Origin of the sequence: Acidovorax sp. M2(2025) (genome assembly GCF_049330835.1) — a bacterium.
GTDB lineage: Bacteria > Pseudomonadota > Gammaproteobacteria > Burkholderiales > Burkholderiaceae_C > Acidovorax.
Genome location: NZ_CP186262.1, coordinates 1,328,014 through 1,352,073 on the forward strand (window position 1 = coordinate 1,328,014; position 24,060 = coordinate 1,352,073).

At 68.3% G+C, this 24,060-nt stretch carries 22 protein-coding genes; 21 read left to right on the top strand and 1 reads right to left on the bottom strand.

The genetic code is table 11. The features are described 5' to 3' along the window. Positions 1-9 precede the first annotated feature (9 nt). The 13 genes from ACOYR3_RS06150 to nudB all read left to right on the top strand — a co-directional run bounded on the left by ACOYR3_RS06150 (position 10) and on the right by nudB (position 15,125). Positions 10-3,927, top strand: coding sequence for a DUF3683 domain-containing protein (locus ACOYR3_RS06150; protein ID WP_422845587.1), 3,918 nt, complete (start codon positions 10-12; stop codon positions 3,925-3,927). Then, on the top strand, positions 3,928-4,371 hold the full coding sequence (locus tag ACOYR3_RS06155) for an HIT family protein (RefSeq protein WP_422845588.1): 444 nt from the start codon (positions 3,928-3,930) through the stop codon (positions 4,369-4,371). A 72-nt stretch (positions 4,372-4,443) separates the two neighbouring features. After that, positions 4,444-4,863, top strand: a complete 420-nt coding sequence (locus tag ACOYR3_RS06160) for a gamma-butyrobetaine hydroxylase-like domain-containing protein (RefSeq protein WP_422845589.1) — start codon at positions 4,444-4,446, stop codon at positions 4,861-4,863. 171 nt (positions 4,864-5,034) lie between these two features. Beyond that, a complete protein-coding gene (ubiE, locus tag ACOYR3_RS06165) occupies positions 5,035-5,766 on the top strand; it encodes a bifunctional demethylmenaquinone methyltransferase/2-methoxy-6-polyprenyl-1,4-benzoquinol methylase UbiE (RefSeq protein WP_422845590.1) in 732 nt (243 codons plus the stop codon). A gap of 36 nt (positions 5,767-5,802) precedes the next feature. Further along, positions 5,803-6,822, top strand: coding sequence for a Tim44 domain-containing protein (locus tag ACOYR3_RS06170; RefSeq protein ID WP_422845591.1), 1,020 nt, complete (start codon positions 5,803-5,805; stop codon positions 6,820-6,822). A gap of 87 nt (positions 6,823-6,909) precedes the next feature. Next, complete coding sequence (locus ACOYR3_RS06175; protein ID WP_422845592.1) at positions 6,910-7,518, top strand: hypothetical protein; 609 nt, start codon at positions 6,910-6,912, stop codon at positions 7,516-7,518. After that, positions 7,515-9,083 (top strand): ubiquinone biosynthesis regulatory protein kinase UbiB, encoded by a 1,569-nt coding sequence (gene ubiB / locus ACOYR3_RS06180; protein WP_422845593.1) that lies wholly within the window; start codon positions 7,515-7,517, stop codon positions 9,081-9,083. Before ACOYR3_RS06175 ends, ubiB begins: the two co-directional genes overlap by 4 nt. A 187-nt stretch (positions 9,084-9,270) precedes the next feature. Beyond that, positions 9,271-10,722 (top strand): sodium:solute symporter family protein, encoded by a 1,452-nt coding sequence (locus ACOYR3_RS06185; RefSeq protein WP_422845594.1) that lies wholly within the window; start codon positions 9,271-9,273, stop codon positions 10,720-10,722. Positions 10,723-10,801: 79 nt separating this feature from the next. Beyond that, positions 10,802-11,128: an FmdB family zinc ribbon protein gene (locus ACOYR3_RS06190; RefSeq protein ID WP_422845595.1), complete on the top strand. Its 327-nt coding sequence runs from the start codon at positions 10,802-10,804 to the stop codon at positions 11,126-11,128. A 10-nt stretch (positions 11,129-11,138) separates the two neighbouring features. Beyond that, the gene (locus tag ACOYR3_RS06195; protein ID WP_422845596.1) at positions 11,139-11,774 is read left to right on the top strand and encodes a DUF502 domain-containing protein; all 636 of its coding nucleotides are present in this window, start codon (positions 11,139-11,141) and stop codon (positions 11,772-11,774) included. 49 nt (positions 11,775-11,823) lie between these two features. Continuing rightward, complete coding sequence (gene aspS / locus ACOYR3_RS06200) at positions 11,824-13,638, top strand: aspartate--tRNA ligase (protein ID WP_422845597.1); 1,815 nt, start codon at positions 11,824-11,826, stop codon at positions 13,636-13,638. 133 nt (positions 13,639-13,771) lie between these two features. Then, positions 13,772-14,629, top strand: a complete 858-nt coding sequence (locus tag ACOYR3_RS06205; protein ID WP_422845598.1) for a CsgG/HfaB family protein — start codon at positions 13,772-13,774, stop codon at positions 14,627-14,629. Positions 14,630-14,645: 16 nt separating this feature from the next. Beyond that, positions 14,646-15,125 (top strand): dihydroneopterin triphosphate diphosphatase, encoded by a 480-nt coding sequence (nudB, locus tag ACOYR3_RS06210; RefSeq protein ID WP_422845599.1) that lies wholly within the window; start codon positions 14,646-14,648, stop codon positions 15,123-15,125. A 21-nt stretch (positions 15,126-15,146) separates the two neighbouring features. On the opposite strand, the gene ACOYR3_RS06215 is transcribed toward nudB, so the two are convergent. Then, complete coding sequence (locus ACOYR3_RS06215) at positions 15,147-16,895, bottom strand: response regulator (protein ID WP_422845600.1); 1,749 nt, start codon at positions 16,893-16,895, stop codon at positions 15,147-15,149. 330 nt (positions 16,896-17,225) lie between these two features. Between ACOYR3_RS06215 and ACOYR3_RS06220 the strand changes: the two genes are divergently transcribed. The 8 genes from ACOYR3_RS06220 to ACOYR3_RS06255 all read left to right on the top strand — a co-directional run bounded on the left by ACOYR3_RS06220 (position 17,226) and on the right by ACOYR3_RS06255 (position 23,885). After that, positions 17,226-17,963 carry an endonuclease/exonuclease/phosphatase family protein gene (locus tag ACOYR3_RS06220; protein ID WP_422845601.1) on the top strand — a complete coding sequence of 246 codons (738 nt, stop codon included), beginning with the start codon at positions 17,226-17,228 and terminating at the stop codon, positions 17,961-17,963. Between the two features lie 217 nt (positions 17,964-18,180). Beyond that, positions 18,181-19,425: a cardiolipin synthase ClsB gene (gene clsB, locus ACOYR3_RS06225; protein ID WP_422845602.1), complete on the top strand. Its 1,245-nt coding sequence runs from the start codon at positions 18,181-18,183 to the stop codon at positions 19,423-19,425. Between the two features lie 256 nt (positions 19,426-19,681). Then, positions 19,682-20,410 carry a GTP cyclohydrolase I gene (folE, locus tag ACOYR3_RS06230; protein ID WP_422845603.1) on the top strand — a complete coding sequence of 243 codons (729 nt, stop codon included), beginning with the start codon at positions 19,682-19,684 and terminating at the stop codon, positions 20,408-20,410. 3 nt (positions 20,411-20,413) lie between these two features. Further along, positions 20,414-20,836 carry a BLUF domain-containing protein gene (locus ACOYR3_RS06235; protein ID WP_422845604.1) on the top strand — a complete coding sequence of 141 codons (423 nt, stop codon included), beginning with the start codon at positions 20,414-20,416 and terminating at the stop codon, positions 20,834-20,836. 208 nt (positions 20,837-21,044) lie between these two features. Continuing rightward, the gene (locus tag ACOYR3_RS06240; protein ID WP_422845605.1) at positions 21,045-21,926 is read left to right on the top strand and encodes an EamA family transporter; all 882 of its coding nucleotides are present in this window, start codon (positions 21,045-21,047) and stop codon (positions 21,924-21,926) included. Continuing rightward, the gene (locus tag ACOYR3_RS06245; RefSeq protein WP_422845606.1) at positions 21,923-22,807 is read left to right on the top strand and encodes a DUF429 domain-containing protein; all 885 of its coding nucleotides are present in this window, start codon (positions 21,923-21,925) and stop codon (positions 22,805-22,807) included. Before ACOYR3_RS06240 ends, ACOYR3_RS06245 begins: the two co-directional genes overlap by 4 nt. 10 nt (positions 22,808-22,817) lie before the next feature. Further along, positions 22,818-23,045 (top strand): hypothetical protein, encoded by a 228-nt coding sequence (locus ACOYR3_RS06250; RefSeq protein WP_422845607.1) that lies wholly within the window; start codon positions 22,818-22,820, stop codon positions 23,043-23,045. 168 nt (positions 23,046-23,213) lie between these two features. Further along, a complete protein-coding gene (locus tag ACOYR3_RS06255; protein ID WP_422845608.1) occupies positions 23,214-23,885 on the top strand; it encodes a histidine phosphatase family protein in 672 nt (223 codons plus the stop codon). The last annotated feature ends 175 nt before the right edge of the window (positions 23,886-24,060 follow it).

A 24,060-nucleotide genomic window follows, 5' to 3' on the forward strand; every position in this document is an offset into this window, starting at 1 on the left:
AGATCCCCCATGAATGTTCCGATAGCGTTGGCTGCCCTGCAGGCGCAGGCTGCCGAGCCTGTGCGTCTGCGCGAGATTCCGTACAACTACACCTCGTTCTCCGACCGCGAGATCGTGATCCGCCTGCTGGGCTCCGCCTCCTGGGACGTGCTGGACCAGCTGCGCAAGGAACGCCGCACGGGCCGCTCCGCCCGCATGCTGTACGAAGTGCTGGGCGACATCTGGGTGGTGCAGCGCAACCCCTACCTGCAGGACGACCTGCTGGACAACCCCGACCGCCGCAAGCTGCTGGTCGACGCCCTGAACCACCGCCTGAGCGAGATCGAAAAACGCCGCACGCCGGCCGATGACGCTGAGCGTGACCGCCTGGTGGGCGAGCTGGTCGTCGCCGCGCGCCGCGCGGTGGCCGAGTTCAACGCCACGTTCGAGCAGGCCGCACAGCTGCGCCGCCAGATTCAGAAAACCCTGGGCCGCCTCACGGCCAAGGACAACATCAAGTTCGACGGTCTCTCGCGCGTCAGCCACGTGACGGACGCCACCGACTGGCGCGTGGAGTACCCGTTCGTCGTGCTCACGCCCGACACCGAGGCCGAGATGGCCGGCCTGGTCAAGGGATGCATCGAGCTCGGCCTGACCATCATCCCGCGCGGGGGCGGCACCGGCTACACCGGCGGCGCGATCCCGCTCACGTGGAAGAGCGTGGTCATCAACACCGAAAAGCTCGAGGCCATGACGGAGGTGGAGCTGCGCCGCCTGCCGGGCCTGGACCGTGACGTGGGCACCATCTGGACCGAGGCCGGCGTGGTCACGCAGCGCGTGGCCGATGCGGCCGAGCGCGCGGGCTTCGTCTTTGCCGTGGACCCGACCAGCGCCGAGGCATCGTGCATCGGCGGCAACATCGCCATGAACGCGGGCGGCAAGAAGGCCGTGCTGTGGGGCACGGCGCTGGACAACCTGGCCAGCTGGCGCATGGTGACGCCCGAGGCCCAATGGCTGGAGGTGACGCGCCTGGACCACAACATGGGCAAGATCCATGACGTGGACGTGGCCACCTTCGAGCTGCAGTACTTCGAGGCCGACGGCAAGACGCCTGTGCGCACCGAGCGCCTGCAGATCCCGGGCTGCACCTTCCGAAAGGAAGGCCTGGGCAAGGACGTGACGGACAAGTTCCTCGCCGGCCTGCCCGGCATCCAGAAGGAGGGCTGCGACGGCCTCATCACCAGCGCCCGCTGGGTGGTGCACCGCATGCCCGAGCACACGCGCACCGTGTGCCTGGAGTTCTTCGGCAATGCCAAGGACGCCGTGCCCAGCATCGTGGACATCAAGGACCACATGTTCGCCGAGCAAAAGCGCAGCGGCGTGGTGCTGGCCGGGCTGGAACACCTGGACGACCGCTACCTCAAGGCCGTGGGCTACGCCACCAAGAGCAAGAAGGGCAATGGCGGCCTGCCCAAGATGGTGCTGATCGGCGACATTGCCGGCGACAACGCCGACGAGGTGGCCCGCGTGACCAGCGAGGTCGTGCGCCTGGCCAACACCCGCAGCGGCGAAGGCTTCATCGCCATCAGCGCCGACGCCCGCAAGAAGTTCTGGGCCGACCGCAAGAAGACGGCCGCCATCAGCCGCCACACCAACGCCTTCAAGATCAACGAAGACGTGGTGATCCCGCTGCCGCGCATGGCCGAGTACACCGACGGCATCGAGCGCATCAACATCGAACTCTCCCTGCGCAACAAGCTCAAGCTGTGCGACGCGCTCACCGATTTCTTTGCGCGCGGCAACCTGCCGCTGGGCAAGCAGGACGCGGCCGACGACGTGCCCGCCGCCGAGCTGCTGGAAGACCGCGTGGCGCAGGCCATTGCCCTGTTGGCCGAGGTGCGCGCGCTGTGGCAAGGCTGGCTGGACAACGTGGAAGCGCTGTTCCCGCAGCTGCAGGACCACAGCCTGCGCGCCAGCTGGAAGACGCAGCTGCGGGCGCCGCTGCAAGGCATCTTCACCGGCGCGGCGTTCCAGCCCATCCTGGACGAGGCCGTGGCCATCCACCAGCGCGTGCTCAAGGGCCGCGTGTGGGTGGCCCTGCACATGCACGCGGGCGACGGCAACGTGCACACCAACATCCCCGTCAACAGCGACGACTACGAGATGCTGCAGACCGCGCACGAAGCGGTGGGCCGCATCATGGTGCTGGCGCGCGGCCTGGACGGCGTGATCTCGGGCGAGCACGGCATCGGCATCACCAAGCTGGAGTTCCTGACCGACGACGAGCTGCGGCCCTTTGCCGAATACAAGCGCAAGGTGGACCCGGAAGGCCGGTTCAACAAGGGTAAGTTGCTACGAAATCAGGAGCTGCCAGCGCTTGCTGGACAAGCGCTGGAGGCCAAAAATGCCTCGAATGCGGCCGTCCTGCATGCCGACCTGACAAATGCCTACACCCCCAGCTTCGGGCTGATGGGGCACGAGTCGCTGATCATGCAGCAAAGCGACATCGGCGCGATTGCCGACAGCGTGAAGGACTGCCTGCGCTGCGGCAAGTGCAAGCCCGTGTGCTCCACGCACGTGCCGCGCGCCAGCCTGCTGTACAGCCCGCGCAACAAGATCCTGGCCACCTCGCTGCTGGTCGAGGCCTTCCTGTACGAGGAGCAGACGCGCCGCGGCGTGTCCATCAAGCACTGGCAGGAGTTTGAAGACGTGGCCGACCACTGCACCGTCTGCCACAAGTGCTACACGCCGTGCCCGGTCAAGATCGACTTTGGCGACGTGACCATGAACATGCGCAACCTGCTGCGCAAGATGGGCAAGAAGAGCTTCAGGCCCGGCAACGCGCTGGCCATGACCATGCTCAACGCCACCAGCCCCGACACCATCAAGCTGCTGCGCACCGCCATGGTGGACGTGGGCTTCAAGGCCCAGCGCATGGCCGTGGACCTGCTGCGCACGGTGGGCCGCAGGCAGACGGCCAAGCCGCCGGCCACGGTGGGCACCGCGCCGATCAAGGAGCAGGTGATCCACTTCGTGAACAAGAAGCTGCCCGGCGGCCTGCCCAAGAAGACCGCGCGCGCGCTGCTGGACATCGAAAACAAGGACTACGTCCCGATCATCCGCAACCCGGCCACCACCACGGCCGAGACGGAGGCGGTGTTTTACTTCCCCGGCTGCGGGTCCGAGCGCCTGTTCTCGCAAGTCGGCCTGGCCACCCAGGCCATGCTCTGGCACGCGGGCGTGCAGACGGTGCTGCCGCCGGGCTACCTGTGCTGCGGCTACCCGCAGCGCGGCAGCGGCCAGTTCGACAAGGCCGAGAAGATGATCACGGACAACCGCGTGCTCTTCCACCGCGTGGCCAACACGCTCAACTACCTGGACATCAAGACCGTGGTGGTGAGCTGCGGCACCTGCTACGACCAGCTGCAGGGCTACCAGTTCGACAAGATCTTCCCCGGCTGCCGCATCATCGACATCCACGAATACCTGCTGGAGAAGGGCATCACCCTGCAGGGCAAGGGCGCCTACCTGTACCACGAGCCCTGCCACAACCCCATGAAGCAGCAGGATTCGCTGAAGACCGTGAAGGCGCTGGTGGGCGAGCAGGTCTTGAAGAGCGACCGCTGCTGCGGCGAATCCGGAACGCTGGGCGTGACGCGGCCGGACGTGTCCACGCAGGTGCGCTTCCGCAAGGAAGAAGAGATCCGCAAGGGCGAGGCCACGCTGCGCGCCAGCGGCGCCGTGGGCGAGAAAGACAACGTGAAGATCCTCACCAGCTGCCCCAGCTGCCTGCAGGGCCTGAACCGCTACCAGGACGACTTGCAAAACGGCCTGCTCGAAGCCGACTACATCGTCATCGAGATGGCCCGCGAGATCCTGGGCGAGAACTGGATGCCCGAGTACGTGCAGCGCGCCAACGGCGGTGGCATCGAGCGGGTGTTGGTCTAGATGGTTGCTGTGAGCACCGCCTGCCCCCTGTGCGCTGAAGACGGCGGCGAACTGGTCTGGCGCGGCGAGCGCCTGCGGGTCATCCGCGCGAACGAGGCCGGCTTTCCGGCGTTCTACCGCGTGGTGTGGAACGCGCACGTGGCAGAGTTCTCGGATCTGCCCGCGTCCGACCGTGCCCATTGCATGGACGCAGTCGTGGCGGTGGAGCAGGCCCTGCGCGAGCACCTGTCGCCCACCAAGGTCAACATTGCCGCGCTGGGCAACATGGTGCCCCATCTGCACTGGCATGTGATTGCGCGGTTTGGCTGGGACAGCCACTTTCCGTCGCCCGTGTGGGCCAGCGCCCAGCGGCCCGGCCCGCAGGCGCAGGAAGACGCCGTGCGCGCGCGCCTGCCCGCGCTGGAAGAGGCGCTGCGCCAGCGGCTGGCGGCGCTCTCGCCCTGACCCGGGCGGTGGCGTGCGGCCCTTTGACTTGTCCGATTTTTCTTCGTCAACCCGATCCAAGGAACCTTTGCCATGGCAGGCTTGAAATCAGGCGCCCCCACCCCCGAGGCGCTCACGGTGCACGAGACCTCGCGCGTGCTGGAGGTTGCGTTCTCGGACGGCGCGCGCTTTCGCATTCCGTTCGAGCTGATGCGCGTGTACTCCCCTTCGGCCGAGGTGCAGGGCCACGGCCCCGGGCAGGAGGTGCTGCAGACCGGCAAGCGCGACGTGACGCTGGTCCACCTGGAGCCGGTGGGCAACTACGCGGTCCAGCCCACCTTCTCGGACGGGCACGACAGCGGCATTTTCAGCTGGGACTACCTGTACGAACTGGGCCAGCAGCAGGAGGCGCTGTGGGCCCGGTATGCCGAGCGCTTGGCCGCCGCCGGCGCCGACCGCGATGCCCCCATGCCGCCCCCGGCGCGCTCGGGCGGGCACGGCGGCTGCGGCTGAAGCGGCTCCCATGGCACTGGATTGCTATAAAAATAATAGCTGATTGCGCAATACTGCAGGGCGCAAGAGCCACTTTTCACGGATATTCCTTGTTCCACTGGCGATGCATGCCCCAGGCCCGTGCGGGGTTGTCGCTGTACCTTGGGCGCTTGCGCGCCTAGCATGATTTGTATGAGCACCACCCATTTCGGATTCCAGTCGGTCGATGAGCAGGAAAAAGCGCAGAAGGTGCGCGGCGTCTTCGACTCGGTCGCCAACAAGTACGACGTGATGAACGACCTCATGTCCGGCGGCCTGCACCGCGCGTGGAAGGCCTACACCGTGATGGTGGCCAACCTGCGCGAAGGCAGCCAGGTGCTGGACATCGCCGGCGGCACGGGCGACCTGGCGCTGGCCTTTGCCAAGAAGGTGGGCACCTCCGGCCGCGTGGTCCACACCGACATCAACGAGGCCATGCTGCGCGTGGGCCGCGACCGGCTCATCAACGCCGGCGTGGTGCTGCCCACCCTGGTCTGCGATGCCGAGAAGCTGCCGTTTCCGGACGCGCATTTCGACGTGGTGAGCGTGGCCTTCGGCCTGCGCAACATGACGCACAAGGACCGCGCGCTCGCCGAGATGTGCCGTGTGCTCAAGCCCGGCGGCCGGCTGCTGGTGCTGGAGTTTTCCAAGGTGGCCAAGCCGCTGGAAAAAGCCTACGACTGGTATTCGTTCAAGGTGCTCCCGCGCCTGGGCAGGCTGGTGGCGGGCGACGACGCCAGCTACCGCTATTTGGCCGAGTCCATCCGCATGCATCCGGGGCAGGAAGAGCTCAAAGGCCTCATGCAGCAAAGTGGCTTTGGGCATGTGGACTATCACAACATGACTGGCGGAATCGTGGCCTTGCATGTTGGAATCAAGTGCTGAGCAGCGAGCTCGGACGATGACGGAGACGGAGAATTCATGATGAAACTATGGTCTGTGGTGTTGGTGGCGATGCTGGCGTTCGCCCACGCGGATGCCGACGCCCGGCGACTGGGCGGCGGCAAATCCCTGGGCAAGCAGTCGAGCAATGTGACGCAGCGGGAGTCGGCCACGCCGCCCCCCGCAACGCCGGGCGCGCCCGCGCAGAACGCCGCGGCCACGTCGGCGGCCAAGCCGGCCGCACCGGCAGCGGCCCCCGCTGCCGCTGCGCCTGCCAAGAAGCCCTGGGGCGCCATGCTCGGCGGCCTGGCCGCCGGCCTGGGCCTGGCGTGGCTTGCGCATTCGCTGGGCCTGGGCGCGGGCTTTGCCAACTTCCTCATGGTGGCGCTGCTGGCCCTGGCGGCCGTCGTCATCATCCGTATGGTGATGCGCTCGCGCAGCGGTGGCGGCAATCCGGTGGCCGGCGGTGCGCCCTTCGCACTGCAGGGCGCGGGTGCCTCGTCGCCCGCCGCGGCGCAGGTGCCGCCCCAGTACAGCCCCAACAATGTGGGCAACGACGCGTCTGCCCGCCCGTGGGAGCGCAGCAGCATGGCGTTTGAAGCGCCGCGCCCTGCGCCCGGCGGCAGCGGTGTCGTGATCGGCTCGGCCCTTTCCGGTTCGCAGAACTGGGGCATTCCCGCAGGCTTCGACACGGAAGGCTTCCTGGCAGCCGCCAAGCGGAATTTCGTCACCCTGCAGGCGGCCTGGGACCGCTCCGACATGGCCACGCTGCGTTCGATGATGACGGACGGCATGCTCGATGAAATCCGCGCCCAGCTGGCTGAGCGCGAGGCGCACCGCGGCGCGCAGCCCAACCTCACGGACGTGGTCATGATCGAGGCCCAGCTGCTGGGTATCGAGGACCTGGGCGACGGCTACATGGCCAGCGTCGAGTTCTCCGGCATGATTCGCGAGGAACCCTCGGCGGGCCCCAGCCCCTTCCGCGAGGTCTGGAACATGACCAAGCCCAAGGACGGCGGCAGCGGATGGCTGGTCGCGGGGGTCCAGGCGCTGCAATGACCTGGGCCTGCTAGCGCCCCGGGCATGTGCCACGGGGCCGAAGGGACAAGGCTCTCCCCACGAGGGGATGCCCGATAATCGGGGACTATGGCAACACCACAGTCCCCTTTTTCGTTTCTGGACGGCCTTTTCGAGCGGGTCGCCGCTGGCCCGCAACCCCCGCAATGGCTGGTGCACGAGGTTCAGCAGCGCACCGTGCTGTTCCTGAACCACGTGCTGATGCAGGAGCGCGAAGCCATGGACCGCCTGGTGCGCCAGAAGGGCCGCGTGGCCCGCGTGCAGTGGCGGGCCTATTCGATGGCGCTGGTGGTCACGCCCGCAGGGCTGTTCAACCTGGCCCCGGAATCCGCCGTGCCCGACCTGCGGCTGGAAGTGACCGAGGCGTCGCCCGTCGCGCTGGCGCAGACCGCCCTACGCGGCGACAAGCCGGCCATCCGCATCGAGGGCGATGTGCAGCTGGCGGCCGAGATCAACTGGCTGGTCGACCATGTGCGCTGGGATGTGGAGGAGGACCTGGCGCGCCTCATCGGCGACGCTGCCGCCCACACCGTGGCGCAGGTGGCGCGCCGCGCGGCCCAGGCGTTGCGCCAGTTCGTCGGCTCCCGCGCCCCGGCGGCGCAGCCCGCAGCGGCCGTCGTTCCCGCGCCCGCTGCTGCAGGCGCCCCCCCGAATCCTGCTGACCGGCCCGGCGCATGAAGCAGTTCCTGCGGGGCGGCACCATCTTGTGGGTGGTGTTCCGGTACGGGCTCGACAGCCTGCTGCTCGACAGCTTCCAGAAGCCCTGGCTGCGGGCCCTGTCCCGCGTGCTGTCGGTGGGGCGCAAGCTCGACGCGCCGCGCGGCCAGCGCCTGCGCGAGGCCCTGGAGCAGCTGGGCCCCATCTTCGTGAAGTTCGGCCAGGTGCTGTCCACCCGGCGCGACCTGCTGCCGCCCGACATGGCCGACGAGCTGGCCCGGCTGCAAGACCGCGTGCCTCCCTTCGATCCCGACGTCGCCATAGCCACCATCGAGCGGGCGTTCCGCAGGCCGGTGGAGGAAGTCTTCACATCCTTTGACCGCGTGCCCGTGGCCAGCGCATCGATTGCGCAGGTGCACTTCGCCACGCTGCGCGACCGCAACGGGCAGGAGCGCGAAGTCGCCGTCAAGGTCCTGCGGCCCGGCATGCTGCCGGTGATCGAGAAGGACCTGAGCCTCATGCGCATGATGGCTGGCTGGGTGGAAAGCCTGTCGGCCGACGGCAAGCGCCTCAAGCCGCGCGAGGTGGTGGCCGAGTTCGACAACTACCTGCACGACGAGCTGGACCTGGTGCGCGAGGCCGCCAACGCCGCGCAGCTGCGCCGCAACATGCAGGGGCTGGACCTGGTGCTGATCCCCGAGATCTTCTGGGACTTCTGCCACCCCGAAGTCATGGTGATGCAGCGCATGACCGGCGTGCCCATCAGCCAGGTCGAGCGCCTGCGCGAGGCGGGGGTGGACATCCCTCAGCTTGCCCGCGATGGCGTGACGATCTTCTTCACCCAGGTGTTCCGCGACGGTTTCTTCCATGCCGACATGCACCCGGGCAACATCCAGGTGAGCCTGGACCCCGCGACGTTCGGCCGCTATATCTCGCTGGACTTCGGCATCGTGGGCACGCTCACGGAGGTCGACAAGGAATACCTGGCGCAGAACTTCGTGGCCTTCTTCCGGCGCGACTACAAGCGCGTGGCCGAGTTGCACATCGAAAGCGGCTGGGTGCCGCCCGGCACGCGCGTGAACGACCTGGAGTCGGCCATCCGCGCGGTGTGCGAGCCGTATTTCGACCGCCCGCTCAAGGAGATCTCGCTGGGCATGGTGCTCATGCGCCTGTTCCAGACCTCGCGGCGCTTCCATGTGGAGATCCAGCCCCAGCTGGTGCTGCTGCAAAAGACCCTGCTCAACATCGAAGGCCTCGGCCGCGAACTGGACCCGGAGCTGGACCTGTGGAGCACCGCCAAGCCGTTCCTTGAGAAGTGGATGCTCGAGCAGATGGGGCCGCAGCGCCTGTGGCGCGAACTGCGGGCCGAGGCGCCGCACTACGCCAAGCTGGTGCCGGAGCTGCCACGGCTGCTGTACGGGTACCTGCAGCAGCGGCCCAACACCGAGTCGCAGGCCGCGCTGCGCGAACTGCTGGAGGCCCAGAAGCGCACCAACCGGCTGCTGCAGTCGCTGATCTACGGCGGCGCGGGTTTCGTGCTCGGCCTGCTGGCCATGCAGTTGTTCCTGCGCATCAGGGTTTTCTAGCGCTTGGCCCTCCCGGGCGCCTGCCCGGTGTGGAAGGCATGGAAGTTGCCTTCATAATCCGCTGCGAATTTTGTTACGAGTTTTCTGAAACGCGGGGTTTACTGCCCCAGGGACCGCGCAGGCCCGGCATGACCGGGGCTTGCGCGGTGTATTTCCGCAACCATCCTCGGAGCTTCGGAGCGGCGCCATGCTGTTGTCATTCATTGTTCTGTACCTGCTGGTTTCCATTGGGGTGGGCCTGTACGCCGCGAAGCGCGTGCACAACACGGCCGACTATGCGGTGGCAGGGCGCAGCCTGCCGCTGGCCGTGGTGATTGCCACCACGTTTGCCACCTGGTTCGGGTCCGAAACCGTGCTGGGCGTGTCCGCGCGCTTCGTCGACGGCGGCCTGGGCTCCGTGGTGGAGGACCCCTTTGGCGCTTCGATGTGCCTGGTGCTGGTGGGGCTGTTCTTCGCCTACAAGCTGTACCAGAAGAACCTGATCACCCTGGGTGACTACTACCGCCAGCGTTACGGCCGGGTCATCGAAGTGGTCTGCTCCGGGATCATCATCTTCAGCTACCTGGGCTGGGTGGCCGCGCAGATCACGGCGCTGGGCCTGGTGTTCAATCTGCTCACGCAGGGGGCCGTGCCGCTCACGCTGGGCATGGTCATCGGCACGGCCGTGGTGCTGATCTATACCCTGTACGGCGGGATGTGGTCCGTGGCGATGACGGATTTCGTGCAGATGATCGTCATCGCCGTGGGGCTGGTGGCCATTGCCTGGTTCGCGGCCGGCCTGGCTGGCGGGGCCGACAAGGTGATCGCGTTTGCCGCCCGCGAAGGCAAGTTCCAGTTCTTCCCCACGGGCGGCGCCAAGGAGTGGACCTTCTTTGCCGCTTCCGCCATCACCATGATGCTGGGCTCCATCCCGCAGCAGGACGTGTTCCAGCGCGTCATGTCGTCCAACAGTCCCGAGACCGCCCGGACGGGGCCGGTCATCGGCGGCACGCTGTACCTGCTGTTCGCCTTCATCCCCATGTTTGTCGTGACGGCCGCGGTGCTCGTCATGCCGGAAACGGCACAGGCGCTGCTCAAGGACGACCCGCAGAAAGTGCTGCCCACCCTGGTCATGGAGCGCATGCCGCTGATCCTGCAGGTGGCGTTCTTTGGCGCGCTGCTGTCGGCCATCATGTCCACCGCATCCGCCACGCTCCTGGCGCCGTCCACGACCTTTGTGGAGAACATCCTGCACAACCTGCGCCCGGGCATGACCGACCAGCAGACCCTCAAGGCCATGCGCATCTCGGTGCTGGTATTCACGGGCTGCGTGCTGACCTACGCGATCACCATGCAGGGCACCTCCATCTATGAACTGGTCTCCGGCGCCTACCAGGTGCCCCTGGTGGGCGCTTTCGTGCCCCTGGTGTTCGGCCTGTACTGGAAGCGCGCCACCACCCAGGGGGCGCTCCTTTCGGTGGCCATGGGCCTGGGCGTGTGGCTGCTGTTTGTTGCCAGCCCGATGCTGTCGGAAGCGTTCCCGCAGCAGCTGGCGGGCGTGCTGGCCGCGTTGCTGGGCATGCTCGGCGGCTCGCTGGCCCCGCAATGGGTGCCGGACCACAAGGGCCATGTCACGCACTACGAAGGCAGCGCGGGGTGACCTTGGCCGGCGTGGGAGGCTGGTGGGAGGGTGCGCCGCCTATAATTGAGGGTTTTGCACTTTCCCTTCCCACGCTGACATGCCTATTTACGCCTACAAATGCGGCTCCTGCGGCCATGCCAAGGATGTGCTGCAAAAAATCTCCGACGCACCCCTGACCGTCTGCCCCGCCTGCGGCGCCGAAGCCTTCTCCAAGCAGGTGACTGCTGCGGGATTCCAGCTCAAGGGTTCCGGCTGGTACGTGACCGACTTCCGGGGCGGCAGCGGCGGCAGTTCCGCTCCCGCCACCGAAGCCAAGACCGGTTCGCAGCCCGAGGCGGCTAGCTCTGGCGACGCGCCCAAGAAGGAAGCTTCCGGCAGCGCGGGGGCGGCAGCCGCCCCGGCATCAACCCCGTCTGCGAGCTGAGCCGTATTTCATGGTTGCGTTGCGCAAGTGGCTGCTGACGGGCCTCCTGGTGATCGTGCCGGGGGTCATTACGGCGTGGGTGCTCCACTGGATCGTGAGCACCCTCGACCAGACCCTGCAGATCCTGCCGGGCGCGTGGCACCCGGACAAGCTGCTGGGTTTTCACGTGCCGGGCTTCGGGGTGGTGCTCACGCTGCTGATCCTGTTGTGCGTTGGCGCGATTGCCAGCAATTTCGCCGGGCGCAAGCTGGTGCAGTGGGGTGACGCGCTGGTGCACCGGATTCCGGTGGTCCGCTCCATCTATTCCAGCGTCAAGCAGGTGTCGGACACGCTGTTTTCAGAAAGTGGCAACGCGTTCCGCACGGCGGTGCTGGTGCAGTGGCCCCGCGAGGGCGTCTGGACCGTGGCCTTTGTGACGGGCGCGCCCAGTGGCGAGGTGGCGGCCTACCTGCGCGACGAGTTCGTGAGCGTGTATGTGCCCACCACGCCCAACCCGACGGGCGGCTATTTCGTCATGGTGCGCAAGAGCGACTGTGTCGAACTCGACATGAGCGTCGACGCGGCCCTCAAGTACATCGTGTCGATGGGGGTGGTGGCTCCACCGGACCTGACCGCCGTCGGCGCGCCTTCCTCCACCGTCCAGTAACCGTTGTTTGTCTTTTATCGATGCGCCCACGCGGCGTGAAAGTTCTGCCATGGCCATGCGCTCCCACTATTGCGGTCTCGTGACCGAAGCCCTGATGGGCCAAACCGTTACCCTGTGCGGCTGGGTGAACCGCCGCCGCGACCATGGCGGCGTGATCTTCATCGACCTGCGCGACCGCGAAGGCTATGTGCAGGTGGTGTGCGACCCCGACCGCGCCGAGATGTTCAAGACCGCTGAAGACGTGCGCAACGAGTTCTGTGTGCAGGTCAAGGGGGTGGTGCGCGCCCGCCCCGCCGGCACCACCAACGACAAGCTCAAGAGCGGCCAGATCGAGGTGCTGTGCCATGAGCTGACCGTGCTCAACCCGTCGGTCACGCCGCCCTTCCAGATGGACGACGAGAACCTGTCGGAAACCACCCGCCTCACGCACCGCGTGATGGACCTGCGCCGCCCTTACATGCAGCGCAACATGATGCTGCGCTACAAGACGGCCATCCAGGTGCGCAACTTCCTGGACAAGGAAGGCTTCATCGACATCGAGACCCCCATGCTGGGCAAGAGCACGCCCGAAGGCGCGCGCGACTACCTGGTCCCGAGCCGCGTGCACGACGGCCAGTTCTTCGCGCTGCCGCAATCGCCCCAGCTGTACAAGCAGATGCTGATGGTGGCCGGCTACGACCGGTACTACCAGATCACCAAGTGCTTCCGCGACGAAGACCTGCGCGCCGACCGCCAGCCCGAGTTCACGCAGATCGACTGCGAAACCTCGTTCCTGAACGAGGAAGAGATCCGCGCCATCTTCCAGCGCATGATCACCGAGGTGTTCCAGCAGCAGCTGGGCGTTGAGCTCGGCGAATTCCCCATCATGACCTACCAGGAAGCGGCCCACCGCTTCGGCTCCGACAAGCCCGACCTGCGCGTGAAGCTTGAATTCACCGAGCTGACCGAGGTGATGAAGGATGTCGAGTTCAAGGTCTTCTCCGGCGCTGCCAACATGAAGGGCGGCCGCGTGGTGGCCCTGCGCGTGCCCGGCGGCTCGGCCGAGAACGGCGGCATCAGCCGTGGCGAGATCGACGCCTACACCGAGTTCGTGAAGATCTACGGCGCCAAGGGCCTGGCGTACATCCGCGTCAACGACCTGTCCAAGGGCCGTGACGGTCTGCAGTCGCCCATTGTCAAGAACATCCACGACGCAGCGCTGGCCGAGGTCCTCAAGCGCTCCGGTGCGCAGAACGGCGACCTGATCTTCTTCGGCGCCGACAAGGAAAAGATCGTCAACGACGCCATCGGCGCGCTGCGCCTGAAGATCGGCCACAGCGAATTCGGCAAGAAGAACGGCCTGTTCGAGAACCGCTGGGCGCCCCTGTGGGTGGTGGACTTCCCGATGTTCGAGCACGACGAGGAAGAAGACCGCTGGACGGCCGTGCACCACCCCTTCACCAGCCCCAAGGACGGCCACGAGGACCTCATGGACACCGACCCGGGCAAGTGCCTGGCCAAGGCCTACGACATGGTGCTCAACGGCTGGGAGCTGGGCGGTGGCTCGGTGCGTATCCACCGCGCCGACGTGCAGAGCAAGGTGTTCAGCGCGCTCAAGATCACGCCCGAGGATGCGCAGGCCAAGTTCGGCTACCTGCTGGATGCGCTGCAATACGGCGCGCCCCCGCACGGCGGCCTGGCCTTCGGCCTGGACCGCCTCATCACGCTGATGACGGGCGCCGAGTCGATCCGCGACGTGATCGCCTTCCCCAAGACCCAGCGCGCGCAGGACCTGCTGACGCAAGCGCCGTCCCCCGTGGATGAAAAGCAGCTGCGCGAGCTGCACATCCGCCTGCGCAACCCGGACGCCGTGAAGACGGCCTGATCCCGGTTTTCTCTCGACCATGGCAGATGCGTTGCGCTTTCGCGGCATCGCACGACCAGCGGCACGGGCCCCAGGCCCGCGCCGCTTTTTCTTTTGGTGGCCGGCCGGTGCCGGCGTTGAAAGGATGCTCCCGATGCGCTCCTTGACGAAGCACGCCCTGGTGGGCGCGGTGGCGCTGCTGGCCCTGGCGGGCTGCGGCGAAAAGAAGACCGAACTGGGGCAGGGCGGCTCTGTGGTCACCGGCTCCGCCGGCCCGCAAGGGGCGCAGAACGCGGCCAAGGAACTGGTGCGCTGCGATGCGCCCGTGGCCACGCTCGCGCTGGCCGAGAACCCGAACGGCTACACGATGGGCTCGGCCTACCAGCTGCCCTCGTCACCCGTGCCGCTGGTCAAGCTGCTGGCCCAGCAAAGCGGGTGCTTTCGCGTGGTGGACCGCGCGGCCGGGCTGCGGGGCACGGTGCAGGAGCAGGAGCTGAAGGAGGCGGGCGTTCTGCGCAAGAACAACTCCACCGTGGCCAAGGGCAAGGGCTACGAGGCGCAGTACACCCTCACGCCCAGCCTCACGTTCAGCGAGCAGGACGCGGGGCGGAACCTGGCGGGGCTGATCGCCATGATCCCGGTGCTGCGCGACATTGCCGGCCTGGCCGGGCTGGTGGAGCAGGTCAAGTTCAAGGAGGCGCAAACGGCGCTGCTGTTGTCCGACAACGAAACCACCGAGCAGGTGGCCGCGGCCACCGGCGCCGCCCGCAGCACCGACCTGGGTGTGGGCGGCCTGGTCTTTGGCAAGCTGGGCGGAGGCGCAGGGGCCGGGTGGAGCAACACCAACGAAGGCAAGGTGATCGCCGCCGCCTTCCTGGACGCGCACAACCAGCTGGTGGTGCAGGTGCGGGCCCTGCAGGCCAAGGAGCTGCCGCCCCCCGTGCCCACGGCCGGCGGTTCCCGCTCCACCGGCGCTACCGCGCCGGGTGCGCCCGGCGCGCGCGGGGGCTGACCGGGGCGGCCACGCCATGGCGGGCATGCCGCAGGAGCCGCGCTACAAGCTGCCGGAGTCGGTGCTGGTGGTCATCCACACCCCGGCGCTGGAGGTGCTGCTGATCCGCCGCACGGGCGGCGGCGAGCACTGGCAGTCGGTCACCGGCAGCAAGGACACGCCGGACGAATCCTTCGAGGCCACGGCGCGCCGTGAAGTGGCCGAGGAAACGGGCATCGACACCGGCGCCCCGGGGTGCGTGCTGACCGACTGGGCGCTGGAGAACGTGTACGACATCTGGCCCCAGTGGCTGCACCGCTATGCGCCGGGCGTCGTGCGCAACCGGGAGCGCGTGTTCGGGCTGTGCGTTCCGGCCGGCACGCCCGTGGTGCTGCACGCGCGGGAGCACGATGCGTTCCGGTGGCTGCCGTGGCGGGCCGCGGCGGATGCCTGCTTTTCTGCATCGAACGCCGAGGCCTGCCTGCTGCTGCCCCGCTTTACCGCGCCCCCGGCGTGATCCGCCGGGCCGCGGCCGCGTTCACACGGGCCGCAGGCGCAGGGCGGCGGCCGGGTCGGGGGGCTCTGCCAGGTCGGGTTCCAGGGCTTCGGGCGGCGGAACCTCGTCCAGGCGCCGCGGCTCGTCGGCGGCCTTGCGCACCCGCAGCACCACGCCACCGGGCCGGCGTTCGCTCTCCTGCCCCAGGATGGCCCGTGCGGGGGCGCTGCCGACGCGGTGGCGCAGCGTGTCCACGGCTTGCTGCAAGGGCTCGGCCGTGGCGACGCGCGCGCCGTGCCGCAGCAGGATCTGCTGGGACAGGTCGAGCAGCTTGGAGTTGAGCGTCTGCTCGGACTGCTGCAGCAGGCTTTGCACGGCGCCCGCCGGGTCGCCGGCCAGGCTGCGGGCCATGGCGATCTCGGCGGTCTTGTTGATCTGCTGCAGGCAGTCCCGCACCAGGTCGCCGTAGGGCGGGTGCAGGCTGCAGGCGTTGGCCAGCAGCTCCGTCAGGCCGCGGGTGTTTGCGTAGCGCAGGCCCAGCATGCGCACCCAGCCTTCGCTTTCGGGCAGGTCGATGGAGGTGACCGCCAGCACCGCCAGCAGGCTGCCCAGGTTGCACGCCGCCTCGAAGTCAAAGCCCCCGGAACTGATCTCGCGCGCCATCTGGCGCACCGACTCCACCGCCTGCGAGAACTGGCGCTGCTGGATCAGCTGCAGCGCCCGCGCCACTTCGGCAAAGCGCAGGATGCGCTCGCTGCCGTGGTGGCGCTCCAGAATGCGCGCGAAATCGGCAATGCAGCGTTCGATGCCCTTGCGGTCGTTGTCCGCGAAGTACGAGAACGTGAGCAGTACCAGGGACTGGAAGTCGAACAGCTTGGAGTCGATGCCCAGGATGGCGGCGCGCGCCAGCACCTTGGTGGCGGTCTCGCGGTCGCCCATGTAGTAGGACATCATTCCCAGCTTCTGCAGCCGCACCACCGAGTCGGGCGTGAGGCCGCTTGCGGTGCGGTAGGTCTCGATGGCCTGCGAGAAATTGCCCAGCTCCACCTGGGCGCGGCCCAGCACGTCGTAGGCGTCGGCGAACGAAGCATCCTCGCCGATCAGCTCCTGCAGCGTGGTGATGGCGCGGGCCGCCTGGCCGGACTCGATCTGCGCGCGCGCCACGCCCAGCTTGGCCCAGGGCAGGGCGCGGGCGGCGATCACGGCCTCGAACAGGGTGCGCGCCTCGTCGTGCCGGCCCAGGCGCAGCAGCAGCTCCGAGCCGATGCGCGCGGCGTACAGCCAGTAGGGCTTGCGCGCCTCGAAGCGCTCCACGCACAGCCGGGCGGCGCTCTCGAAGTCTTCGGCCTCGATGGCGTCGAAGATGGGCTTCAGGTGCACCTTGCGCAGGCGCGCCAGGCTCAGCCGTTCGAACAGCGCACTGGGGGTGAAGGGCTTGAGCAGGTAGCCGTCCAGGGCCGACTCCGCGGCTTCCGCCACGGCGGCGTACGAGGCCTCGGCGGTGACCATGAAGAACACGGTGGAGAAGGGCAGCAGCTGCGCGCGCCGCAAGTCGTCCAGCAGCGTCTGGCCGGAATAGCCGCCTTCGCCGAAATACTGCTCGCACAGCACGTAGTCGAACACGGTGTGTTCCAGCCGGCTGCGCGCGTCCTGCACGCGGCTGCACTGCACGATGCGCGTCACGCCGTATTCGCGCAACTGGGCCACGAGAATGCTGCGCGAAGTGGCGTTGCTGTCAACGACCAGCGCCAGCACCGCGGGAACTGCGGACGAACCGTTCTCGGTAGCCATGCAAGGATCTGCCGGCCTGGCGGCCGGGAAGTGGGTGCAACAGAGTGTAAACCCGGGCCGCGCGCCCCGCGGCCGGGCAAACCCTGGGCCGGCGCGGCATGCGAGACAATGGCCGCTGCGGAATGCGGCATTCGGCCGCTTGGGATGCTCTGCACGAATCGAGCGGACAGTGTGCGCTGCGGATCGGGAGGGGCTGCAAGGCGCAAAACGTAGCAATAGCAGGTGCTATTGCGAGGCGTTGCAACGCAGCAGACCCCCCGAGGCCGCAGATGCACGCGGCGCGACGATTCGTGCAGAGAATCCCTTGCCGCCACTACCGTTTCTAGGACCATGGAACACGACGACATACTGCGGGTGGCCACCTACAACATCCACAAGGGCGTGCAGGGCATCGGCCCCGCGAGGCGGCTGGAGATCCACAACCTGGGGCTGGCCGTGGAGCAGCTGGACGCTGATCTGGTGTGCCTGCAGGAGGTGCGCAAGCTGCACCGGCGCGAGCAGGCGTACTTCCAGCGCTGGCCCGAGCTGCCGCAGGCCGACTTTCTGGCGCCCGAGGGCTACGAGGCGGTCTACCGCACCAATGCCATCACCAAGCACGGCGAGCACGGCAATGCGCTGCTGTCGCGCTGGCCGGTGCTGGGCCACCAGCACGAAGACATCTCGGACCACCGCTTCGAGCAGCGCGGGCTGCTGCATGTGGAGGTGGACATCCAGGGGCGCCGGGTGCATGTGATCGTGGTGCACCTGGGGCTCATCCCCGGCAGCCGCATCCGCCAGATCGAGCGGCTGCAGCGCTTTATCGAGCGCGAGGTGCCGGGCGGCGCCCCGGTGGTGGTGGCGGGCGACTTCAACGACTGGGGGCTGCAGGTCAAGCGCATGCTGGCGTGCTTCGGCATGCATGAGTTCGATGCGCCGCGCGCCTTCACCTACCCCGCGCGGCTGCCGCTGGCGCAGCTGGACCACGTGTATGCGCGCGGCCTCACGCCGATGTCGCTGCACGTGCCGCGTGGGCGCATCTGGTGGCGCATGTCGGACCATCTGCCGCTGATTGCCGAGTTTCGGTTGTGAAAGCCCCCCTGAGTCGCTTCGCGCCCCGTGTTGCCGCCAGAGTCGGCAACTCTTCGAGGCCGTCCAAGCCTGCATTGGCAGGCTTGGAGCCGCGGCCACTCAGCCCCGCAGGGGGACGCCACCTGTGGCCTGGCAAAGCCAGTTCCACGGTGGCAGTGGCGTGGGGAGCGCCCGGCTCCAAAGTCGCTGGCGATGTGCTGCGCTGTGGACGGGCGGGATGAGCAAGAAGTCGCTGCTCCGGGCCTACGGGGCTGAGTTTTCGGACGACCACCAGGTGCGCCTGCTGCAGGGCGCGCAGGAGCTGTTTCCCGCCCTGATCGAGGCCATGGACGCGGCGCTGTCGGACATCCAGTTCGAGACCTATATCTTTGACTTCACCGGCGCTGGCGCCGACGTGGCCGTGGCGTTGATGCGCGCGGCGCAGCGGGGGGTGCGCACGCAGCTGGTGGTGGACGGCGTGGGCACGGGCGCGCTGCCGGCTGCCTGGGCCGAGCGGCTGCGCGCGGCGGGCGTGCAGTACCGCGTGTATTCCCCGCTGGGCACGCTGGGCCTGCTGTTGCCGCACCGCTGGCGCCGCCTGCACCGCAAGCTGTGCGTGGTGGACGGGTGCGTGCTGTTCTGCGGCGGCATCAACGTGCTGGACGATTTCCACGACCCCAACCGTGGCACGCTCGATGCACCGCGCTTTGACTTTGCCGTGCGCGCCACGGGCAGCCTGGTGGCGATGGCCAGCGAGACCATGGACCAGCTGTGGTGGCGCATGCAGGCCGTGCAGGGCGTGCGCGAGCGCCGCCTGCCCGAGGCCCTGCAGGCGCTGCGGGCGGCCAGTGCCGCCCAGCACGCGGCCCGGGCGGCGGAAGACGCCGCGCCGCCCTCCATGCGCGCCGCCCTGGTGCTGCGCGACAACGTGCGCCACCGCAGCCGCATCGAAAAGGCCTACCGCCGTGCCATCGGCGCCGCGCGGCACGAGGTCATCATCGCCAACGCCTACTTCATGCCCGGCGGCAAGCTGCGCCGCGCGCTGGTCATGGCCGCGCGCCGCGGCGTGCGCGTGCGGCTGCTGCTGCAGGGGCGCTACGAGTACTTCATGCAGTACCACGCGGCGCGCCCGGTGTACGGCGCGCTGCTGGCGGCCGGCGTGGAGATCTACGAGTACGCGCCCAGCTTCCTGCACGCCAAGGTGGCGGTGATCGACGCGCGGGGCGACCACCCCTGGGCCACCGTGGGCTCGTCCAACCTGGACCCGCTGAGCCTGCTGCTGGCGCGCGAGGCCAACGTGGTGGTGGAGGACGCCGCCTTTGCCGCCGACCTGCGCCAGCGCCTGGTGCACGCCATGCAGCACGCCGGCCGCCGCATGGACCCCGCCCGCTACGCCGGCCGCCCGCTGCGCCAGCGCGTGCTGGACCGCGTGGCCTACGGCCTGATGCGGCTGGCGCTGTGGGTGACCGGGAAGACTTATTGAGCCCCCCTGAGCGGCTGCGCCGCTTCCCCCCTCAGGGGGGACGCCACCGGTGGCCCGGCGAAGCCGGTTCCACGGTGGCACTGGCGTTGGCGCCGCGCGGTCGTGGAGGCAGCGGGCGTAGCGGGCGCAGTGCCGGGTTCGTGCATTCGGTGGGTATTGCTATGAATATCGTAGCTGTCTGCGCTTGTCCAGCAAGCGCCACAGGCCAAAAACCCTTGAAACCGGCCGCGGGCCATTCGCTGTTACGATTCCTGCCATGTCCAGCCCCAAAGCCGCCGCTATGACCAGTACCCAGCCGGAAGATGAAGGCACGCCCGTCTCCGTGAAGATCCGCGAGCGCCTTGCCGCCGCACGCAAGCGCTTCCATGCCAACGACAACATTGCCGAGTTCATCGAGCCCGGCGAGCTGGAAAAGCTGCTGGACGAGGTCGAGACCAAGATGCAGGGCGTGCTCGACAGCCTGGTGATCGACACCGCGGGCGACCACAACACCCACAACACCGCGCGCCGCGTGGCCAAGATGTACCTGAACGAGGTGTTCAAGGGCCGCTACGTGACGCCGCCGGCCATCACCGAGTTTCCCAACGCCGAGCACCTCAACGAGCTCATGATCGTGGGCCCCATCACCGTGCGCAGCGCGTGCAGCCACCACTTCTGCCCCGTCATCGGCAAGATCTGGATCGGCGTGATGCCCAACGAGCACACCAACGTGATCGGCCTGAGCAAGTACGCGCGGCTGGTGGACTGGGTGATGGGCCGCCCGCAGATCCAGGAAGAGGCCGTGGTGCAGCTGGCCGACCTCATCATGGAAAAGACCCAGCCCGACGGCCTGGCGGTGGTGATGGAAGCCAGCCACTTCTGCATGTCGTGGCGCGGCGTGCGCGAGATGGACAGCAAGATGATCAACTCGGTCATGCGCGGCGTGTTCCTCAAGGATTCGGCTCTGCGCCGCGAATTTCTCTCCCTCATTCCCCGAAAGGCCTGACCCATGCTCGTTCGCCTGCTCTACGTCAGCCGCGCCGTGGACACCACGCCGTCGGCCATCGAAGCCATCCTCGCCGAAGGGCGCGAGCACAACCCGGCCTGCGGCATCACCGGGGTGCTGTGCTACGGCGGCGGCATCTTCTTGCAAGCCATCGAGGGCGGGCGCACCGCCGTCAGCCAGCTGTACAACGCCATCCAGCGCGACAAGCGCCACAAGGACGTGGAGCTGCTGCACTACGAAGAGATCGAAGAGCGCCGCTTCGGCGGCTGGTCCATGGGGCAGGTCAACCTCAGCAAGCTCAACCATTCCATCGTGCTCAAGTACTCCGAGCGGCCGGAGCTGGACCCGTACACGGTGTCGGGCAAGGTGTCGTTTGCGCTGCTGGAAGAGTTGATGGCGACCGCCTCCATCATTGGCCGGGCCTGAAAAGCGGGGCGCTTTGCTACTGCGCCAGCCGATTCCGGGCCTGCTGTGCTCGCCGTACGAGAGTACGGCTGCGCGCATCGACCCAGACTAGGCTGGCTCGCTACGCAAATCGCCCCACTTTTCTTCGTAGCCAGCAATCACGTATCGCAGCCGCAGCCGCCCAGAAGGCGCTGCGGCTTTTCTGTTCAGGCCGTTCTTTTTCCCGCCCGTGACCCTCACCGCCTTCGCCCTCATCATCCTTGCCGGCCTCATCCACGCGGGCTGGAACATCGCGGCCAAGAAGGCCGGGGGCGACGCGCGGTTTGCGTTCTTCACCTCGTTTCTCATGATGCTGTTCTGGGCGCCGCTGGGCTGGTGGCTGGGGCGGGATGCGGTGCCGCTGTGGGGCGCCGTGGAGTGGGGCTTTGTGGTGGCCAGCGGGCTGCTGCATGTGGCGTACTACGTGATCCTGCTGCGCGGCTACCGCGTGGCGGACCTCACGGTGGTGTATCCGCTGGCGCGGGGCTCGGGGCCGCTGTTGTCGTCGCTGGTGGCCGTCACGCTGCTGGGCGAGCGCATCTCGGCCCTGGGGGCGCTGGGCATTGCGGGCGTGGTGGGCGGCGTCTTTCTCATCGCGGGCGGGCCGGGCCTGCTGCGTGCGGCGCACGACCCGGCTGCGCGCGACCGGGTGCACACGGGGCTGCTGTACGGCCTGCTCACCGGCGCCTTCATCGCCAGCTACACGGTGGTGGACGGCTATGCGGTCAAGGTGCTGCTGATGTCGCCCATCCTCATCGACTACATGGGCAACTTCGTGCGCGTGGGCTTGTTGGCGCCCGTGGTGCTGCGCGACCTGCCCACCGCCCGCACGCTGTGGCGGGCGCAGTGGCGCTTTGCGCTGCTGGTGGCGGTGGTCAGCCCCGTGGCCTATGTGCTGGTGCTCTATGCCATGCAGCAGGCGCCCATGTCGCACGTGGCCCCGGCGCGCGAGGTGTCCATGCTGTTCGCAGCGCTCATTGGCGGGCACCTGCTGGGCGAGGGCGACCGGGCGGCGCGCATCTTGGGCGCGGTGTGCATTGCGGCGGGCGTCACGGCCCTGGCCCTCGGATGACCGCCGCTGCCCCGCCCCGGATGCTGCTGGGCTGCGACTTCTCCAGCAGCCCCACGCGGCGCAAGCCCATCGTGCTGGCGCTGGGCCAGCGCCAGGGCGCGCGCGTGCAGCTCGCGGCGCTGCAGACCTTTGACTCACTGGCCGCCTTCGGCCAGTGGCTGGGCCAGCCGGGCGATTGGGTGGGCGGGTTCGACCTGCCCTTTGGCCTGCCGCGCGAGCTGGTGCAGGCCCTGGGCTGGCCCACCGACTGGCGGGGCTGCATGCAGCACTACCGCCAGCGCACCCGCGCGCAGATCCGCGAAGCCTTTGCCGCCTTCTGCGCGGCGCGCCCCGTGGGCGGCAAGTTTGCGCACCGTGCCACGGACGGCCCCGCAGGCTCCAGCCCTTCGATGAAATGGGTGAACCCGCCCGTGGCCTACATGCTGCACGCGGGCGTGCCGCTGCTGCTGGACGCGGGCGTGCACCTGCCCGGCCTGCACACCGGCGACCTGGGCCGCGTGGCGCTGGAGGCCTACCCCGGCCTGCTCGCGCGGGAGATCCTGGGCCGGCGCAGCTACAAGAGCGACGACCGCACCAAGCAGACGCCCGACCGCCTCATCGCCCGCAAGGACCTGCTCACCGCGCTGGAGGCCGGCCAGACGCGGCTGGCCCTGCGCCTGAAGCTCAGCCACGCGCAGCGCGACGCGCTGGTGGACGACGCCAGCGGCGACCGCCTGGACGCCGTGCTGTGCCTGCTGCAGGCCGCCTGGGCCGAGCAGCGGCACAGCGACCAGGGCGATGCGCTGTACGGCCTGCCGGCCGCCATGGACCCGCTGGAGGGCTGGATCGTGGGGGCCGATGCCCCGGCTTTTCCGGGGATCGCGCCGCCACCGGCTGCGTAGCATGCAGGGAATGCGCAGCGCTTCCTGCTCCCTTTGGCCCGCCGCGGGCGCCCTGTGCCTGGTGGCGGCCGCCGCGCAGGCCGGCCCCGCGCCGTGGTACTACTGGCGCAGCACGCTGGACGGTGCCCGCGTGTGCGCCCAGACCTCGCCCGGCCCCGCCTGGGAGCGCGACAGCGCCGCCTACGACGGCCCGGGCTGCCAGCCGCGCCGCAAGGTGCTCGTCATTCCCCTGCGGTAGGGTGGGGCGCAGACAGCCCCGCTGGCGCCTTGGATGCTATAAAAATAGTAGCTGACAGCGCTTGTTGCATAAGCGCTGGAGGCATGTTTTGCTTGCAATAATGTGCATGCATTCGATAATGCAGGCCAGCCCCTTTTACCCGCACCGACCGCACCGACCCGCCCGCGCATGACCGAACTCATCCTGATCCGCCACGGCGAGACCGACTGGAACCGCGAACTGCGCTTCCAGGGCCACGTGGACGTGCCCCTGAACGCCACCGGCCACGAGCAGGCCCGCCGCCTGGCCGAACGCCTGGCCGCCGAGCGGCTGGCGGTGGACCACCTGGTCTGCAGCGACCTGATTCGCACGCGCGAGACCGCCACGCCCAGCCTGCAGGTGTACTTTCCAGAGCAGGCCATCGACACCCTCACCGACCCGGCGCTGCGCGAGCAAAGCTTTGGCATCGTGGACGGCCTGCGCGTGGACGACATCAAGGCCGACCACGCCGATGCGTGGGAGCGCTGGCTGCGCTTCGAGGCCGACTACGGCATGCCCGGTGGCGAGACCACGCGCCAGTTCCACGCCCGCGTGATGGACGCCCTGCGCCGCATCGCCCAGCAGCACGCCGGCCGCACGGTGATGGTGGTCACCCACGGCGGCGTGCTCGACATGGTGTGGCGCACGGCGCGCGGAACGGGCCTTGACGGGCCCCGCCAGAGCGACATCCCCAACGCCGGCCTGAACCGCGTGCGCCTGGACGGCGACGCGGTGGAGATTCTGCAATGGGCCGACACCCGCCACCTGGCCGACATGCCGGAGCAGCCCGTCTACAACCAGAGCAAGCTGCTGGTGCGCTGAGCGCAGGTTTTGGCCGGTGGCCCCTGCTGTGGCAACCAAAGCCGCTGCCACTCCACCCGGCCGTGTCAAGATTTCATCAAGACTGGCGCCGCCGCCTTGACGCCGGTTATGGTGCGGTGCACCATCCGCCCCGTCACCACTTCGGAGCCGCACGGGGTACGCCCCAGTTGTCCAT

Coding starts and splice junctions, on each gene's coding strand:
- ubiB (WP_422845593.1), top strand. CDS start 7,515: ATGAAGCAGTTCCTGCGGGGCGGCACCATCTTGTGGGTGGTGTTCCGG.
- ACOYR3_RS06250 (WP_422845607.1), top strand. CDS start 22,818: ATGCGCAGCGCTTCCTGCTCCCTTTGGCCCGCCGCGGGCGCCCTGTGC.
- ACOYR3_RS06155 (WP_422845588.1), top strand. CDS start 3,928: ATGGTTGCTGTGAGCACCGCCTGCCCCCTGTGCGCTGAAGACGGCGGC.
- nudB (WP_422845599.1), top strand. CDS start 14,646: ATGGCGGGCATGCCGCAGGAGCCGCGCTACAAGCTGCCGGAGTCGGTG.
- ACOYR3_RS06245 (WP_422845606.1), top strand. CDS start 21,923: ATGACCGCCGCTGCCCCGCCCCGGATGCTGCTGGGCTGCGACTTCTCC.
- ACOYR3_RS06235 (WP_422845604.1), top strand. CDS start 20,414: ATGCTCGTTCGCCTGCTCTACGTCAGCCGCGCCGTGGACACCACGCCG.
- ACOYR3_RS06170 (WP_422845591.1), top strand. CDS start 5,803: ATGATGAAACTATGGTCTGTGGTGTTGGTGGCGATGCTGGCGTTCGCC.
- ACOYR3_RS06190 (WP_422845595.1), top strand. CDS start 10,802: ATGCCTATTTACGCCTACAAATGCGGCTCCTGCGGCCATGCCAAGGAT.
- ACOYR3_RS06215 (WP_422845600.1), bottom strand. CDS start 16,895: ATGGCTACCGAGAACGGTTCGTCCGCAGTTCCCGCGGTGCTGGCGCTG.
- ubiE (WP_422845590.1), top strand. CDS start 5,035: ATGAGCACCACCCATTTCGGATTCCAGTCGGTCGATGAGCAGGAAAAA.
- ACOYR3_RS06205 (WP_422845598.1), top strand. CDS start 13,772: ATGCGCTCCTTGACGAAGCACGCCCTGGTGGGCGCGGTGGCGCTGCTG.
- ACOYR3_RS06220 (WP_422845601.1), top strand. CDS start 17,226: ATGGAACACGACGACATACTGCGGGTGGCCACCTACAACATCCACAAG.
- ACOYR3_RS06175 (WP_422845592.1), top strand. CDS start 6,910: ATGGCAACACCACAGTCCCCTTTTTCGTTTCTGGACGGCCTTTTCGAG.
- ACOYR3_RS06150 (WP_422845587.1), top strand. CDS start 10: ATGAATGTTCCGATAGCGTTGGCTGCCCTGCAGGCGCAGGCTGCCGAG.
- ACOYR3_RS06255 (WP_422845608.1), top strand. CDS start 23,214: ATGACCGAACTCATCCTGATCCGCCACGGCGAGACCGACTGGAACCGC.
- clsB (WP_422845602.1), top strand. CDS start 18,181: ATGAGCAAGAAGTCGCTGCTCCGGGCCTACGGGGCTGAGTTTTCGGAC.
- ACOYR3_RS06195 (WP_422845596.1), top strand. CDS start 11,139: ATGGTTGCGTTGCGCAAGTGGCTGCTGACGGGCCTCCTGGTGATCGTG.
- folE (WP_422845603.1), top strand. CDS start 19,682: ATGTCCAGCCCCAAAGCCGCCGCTATGACCAGTACCCAGCCGGAAGAT.
- ACOYR3_RS06185 (WP_422845594.1), top strand. CDS start 9,271: ATGCTGTTGTCATTCATTGTTCTGTACCTGCTGGTTTCCATTGGGGTG.
- aspS (WP_422845597.1), top strand. CDS start 11,824: ATGGCCATGCGCTCCCACTATTGCGGTCTCGTGACCGAAGCCCTGATG.
- ACOYR3_RS06160 (WP_422845589.1), top strand. CDS start 4,444: ATGGCAGGCTTGAAATCAGGCGCCCCCACCCCCGAGGCGCTCACGGTG.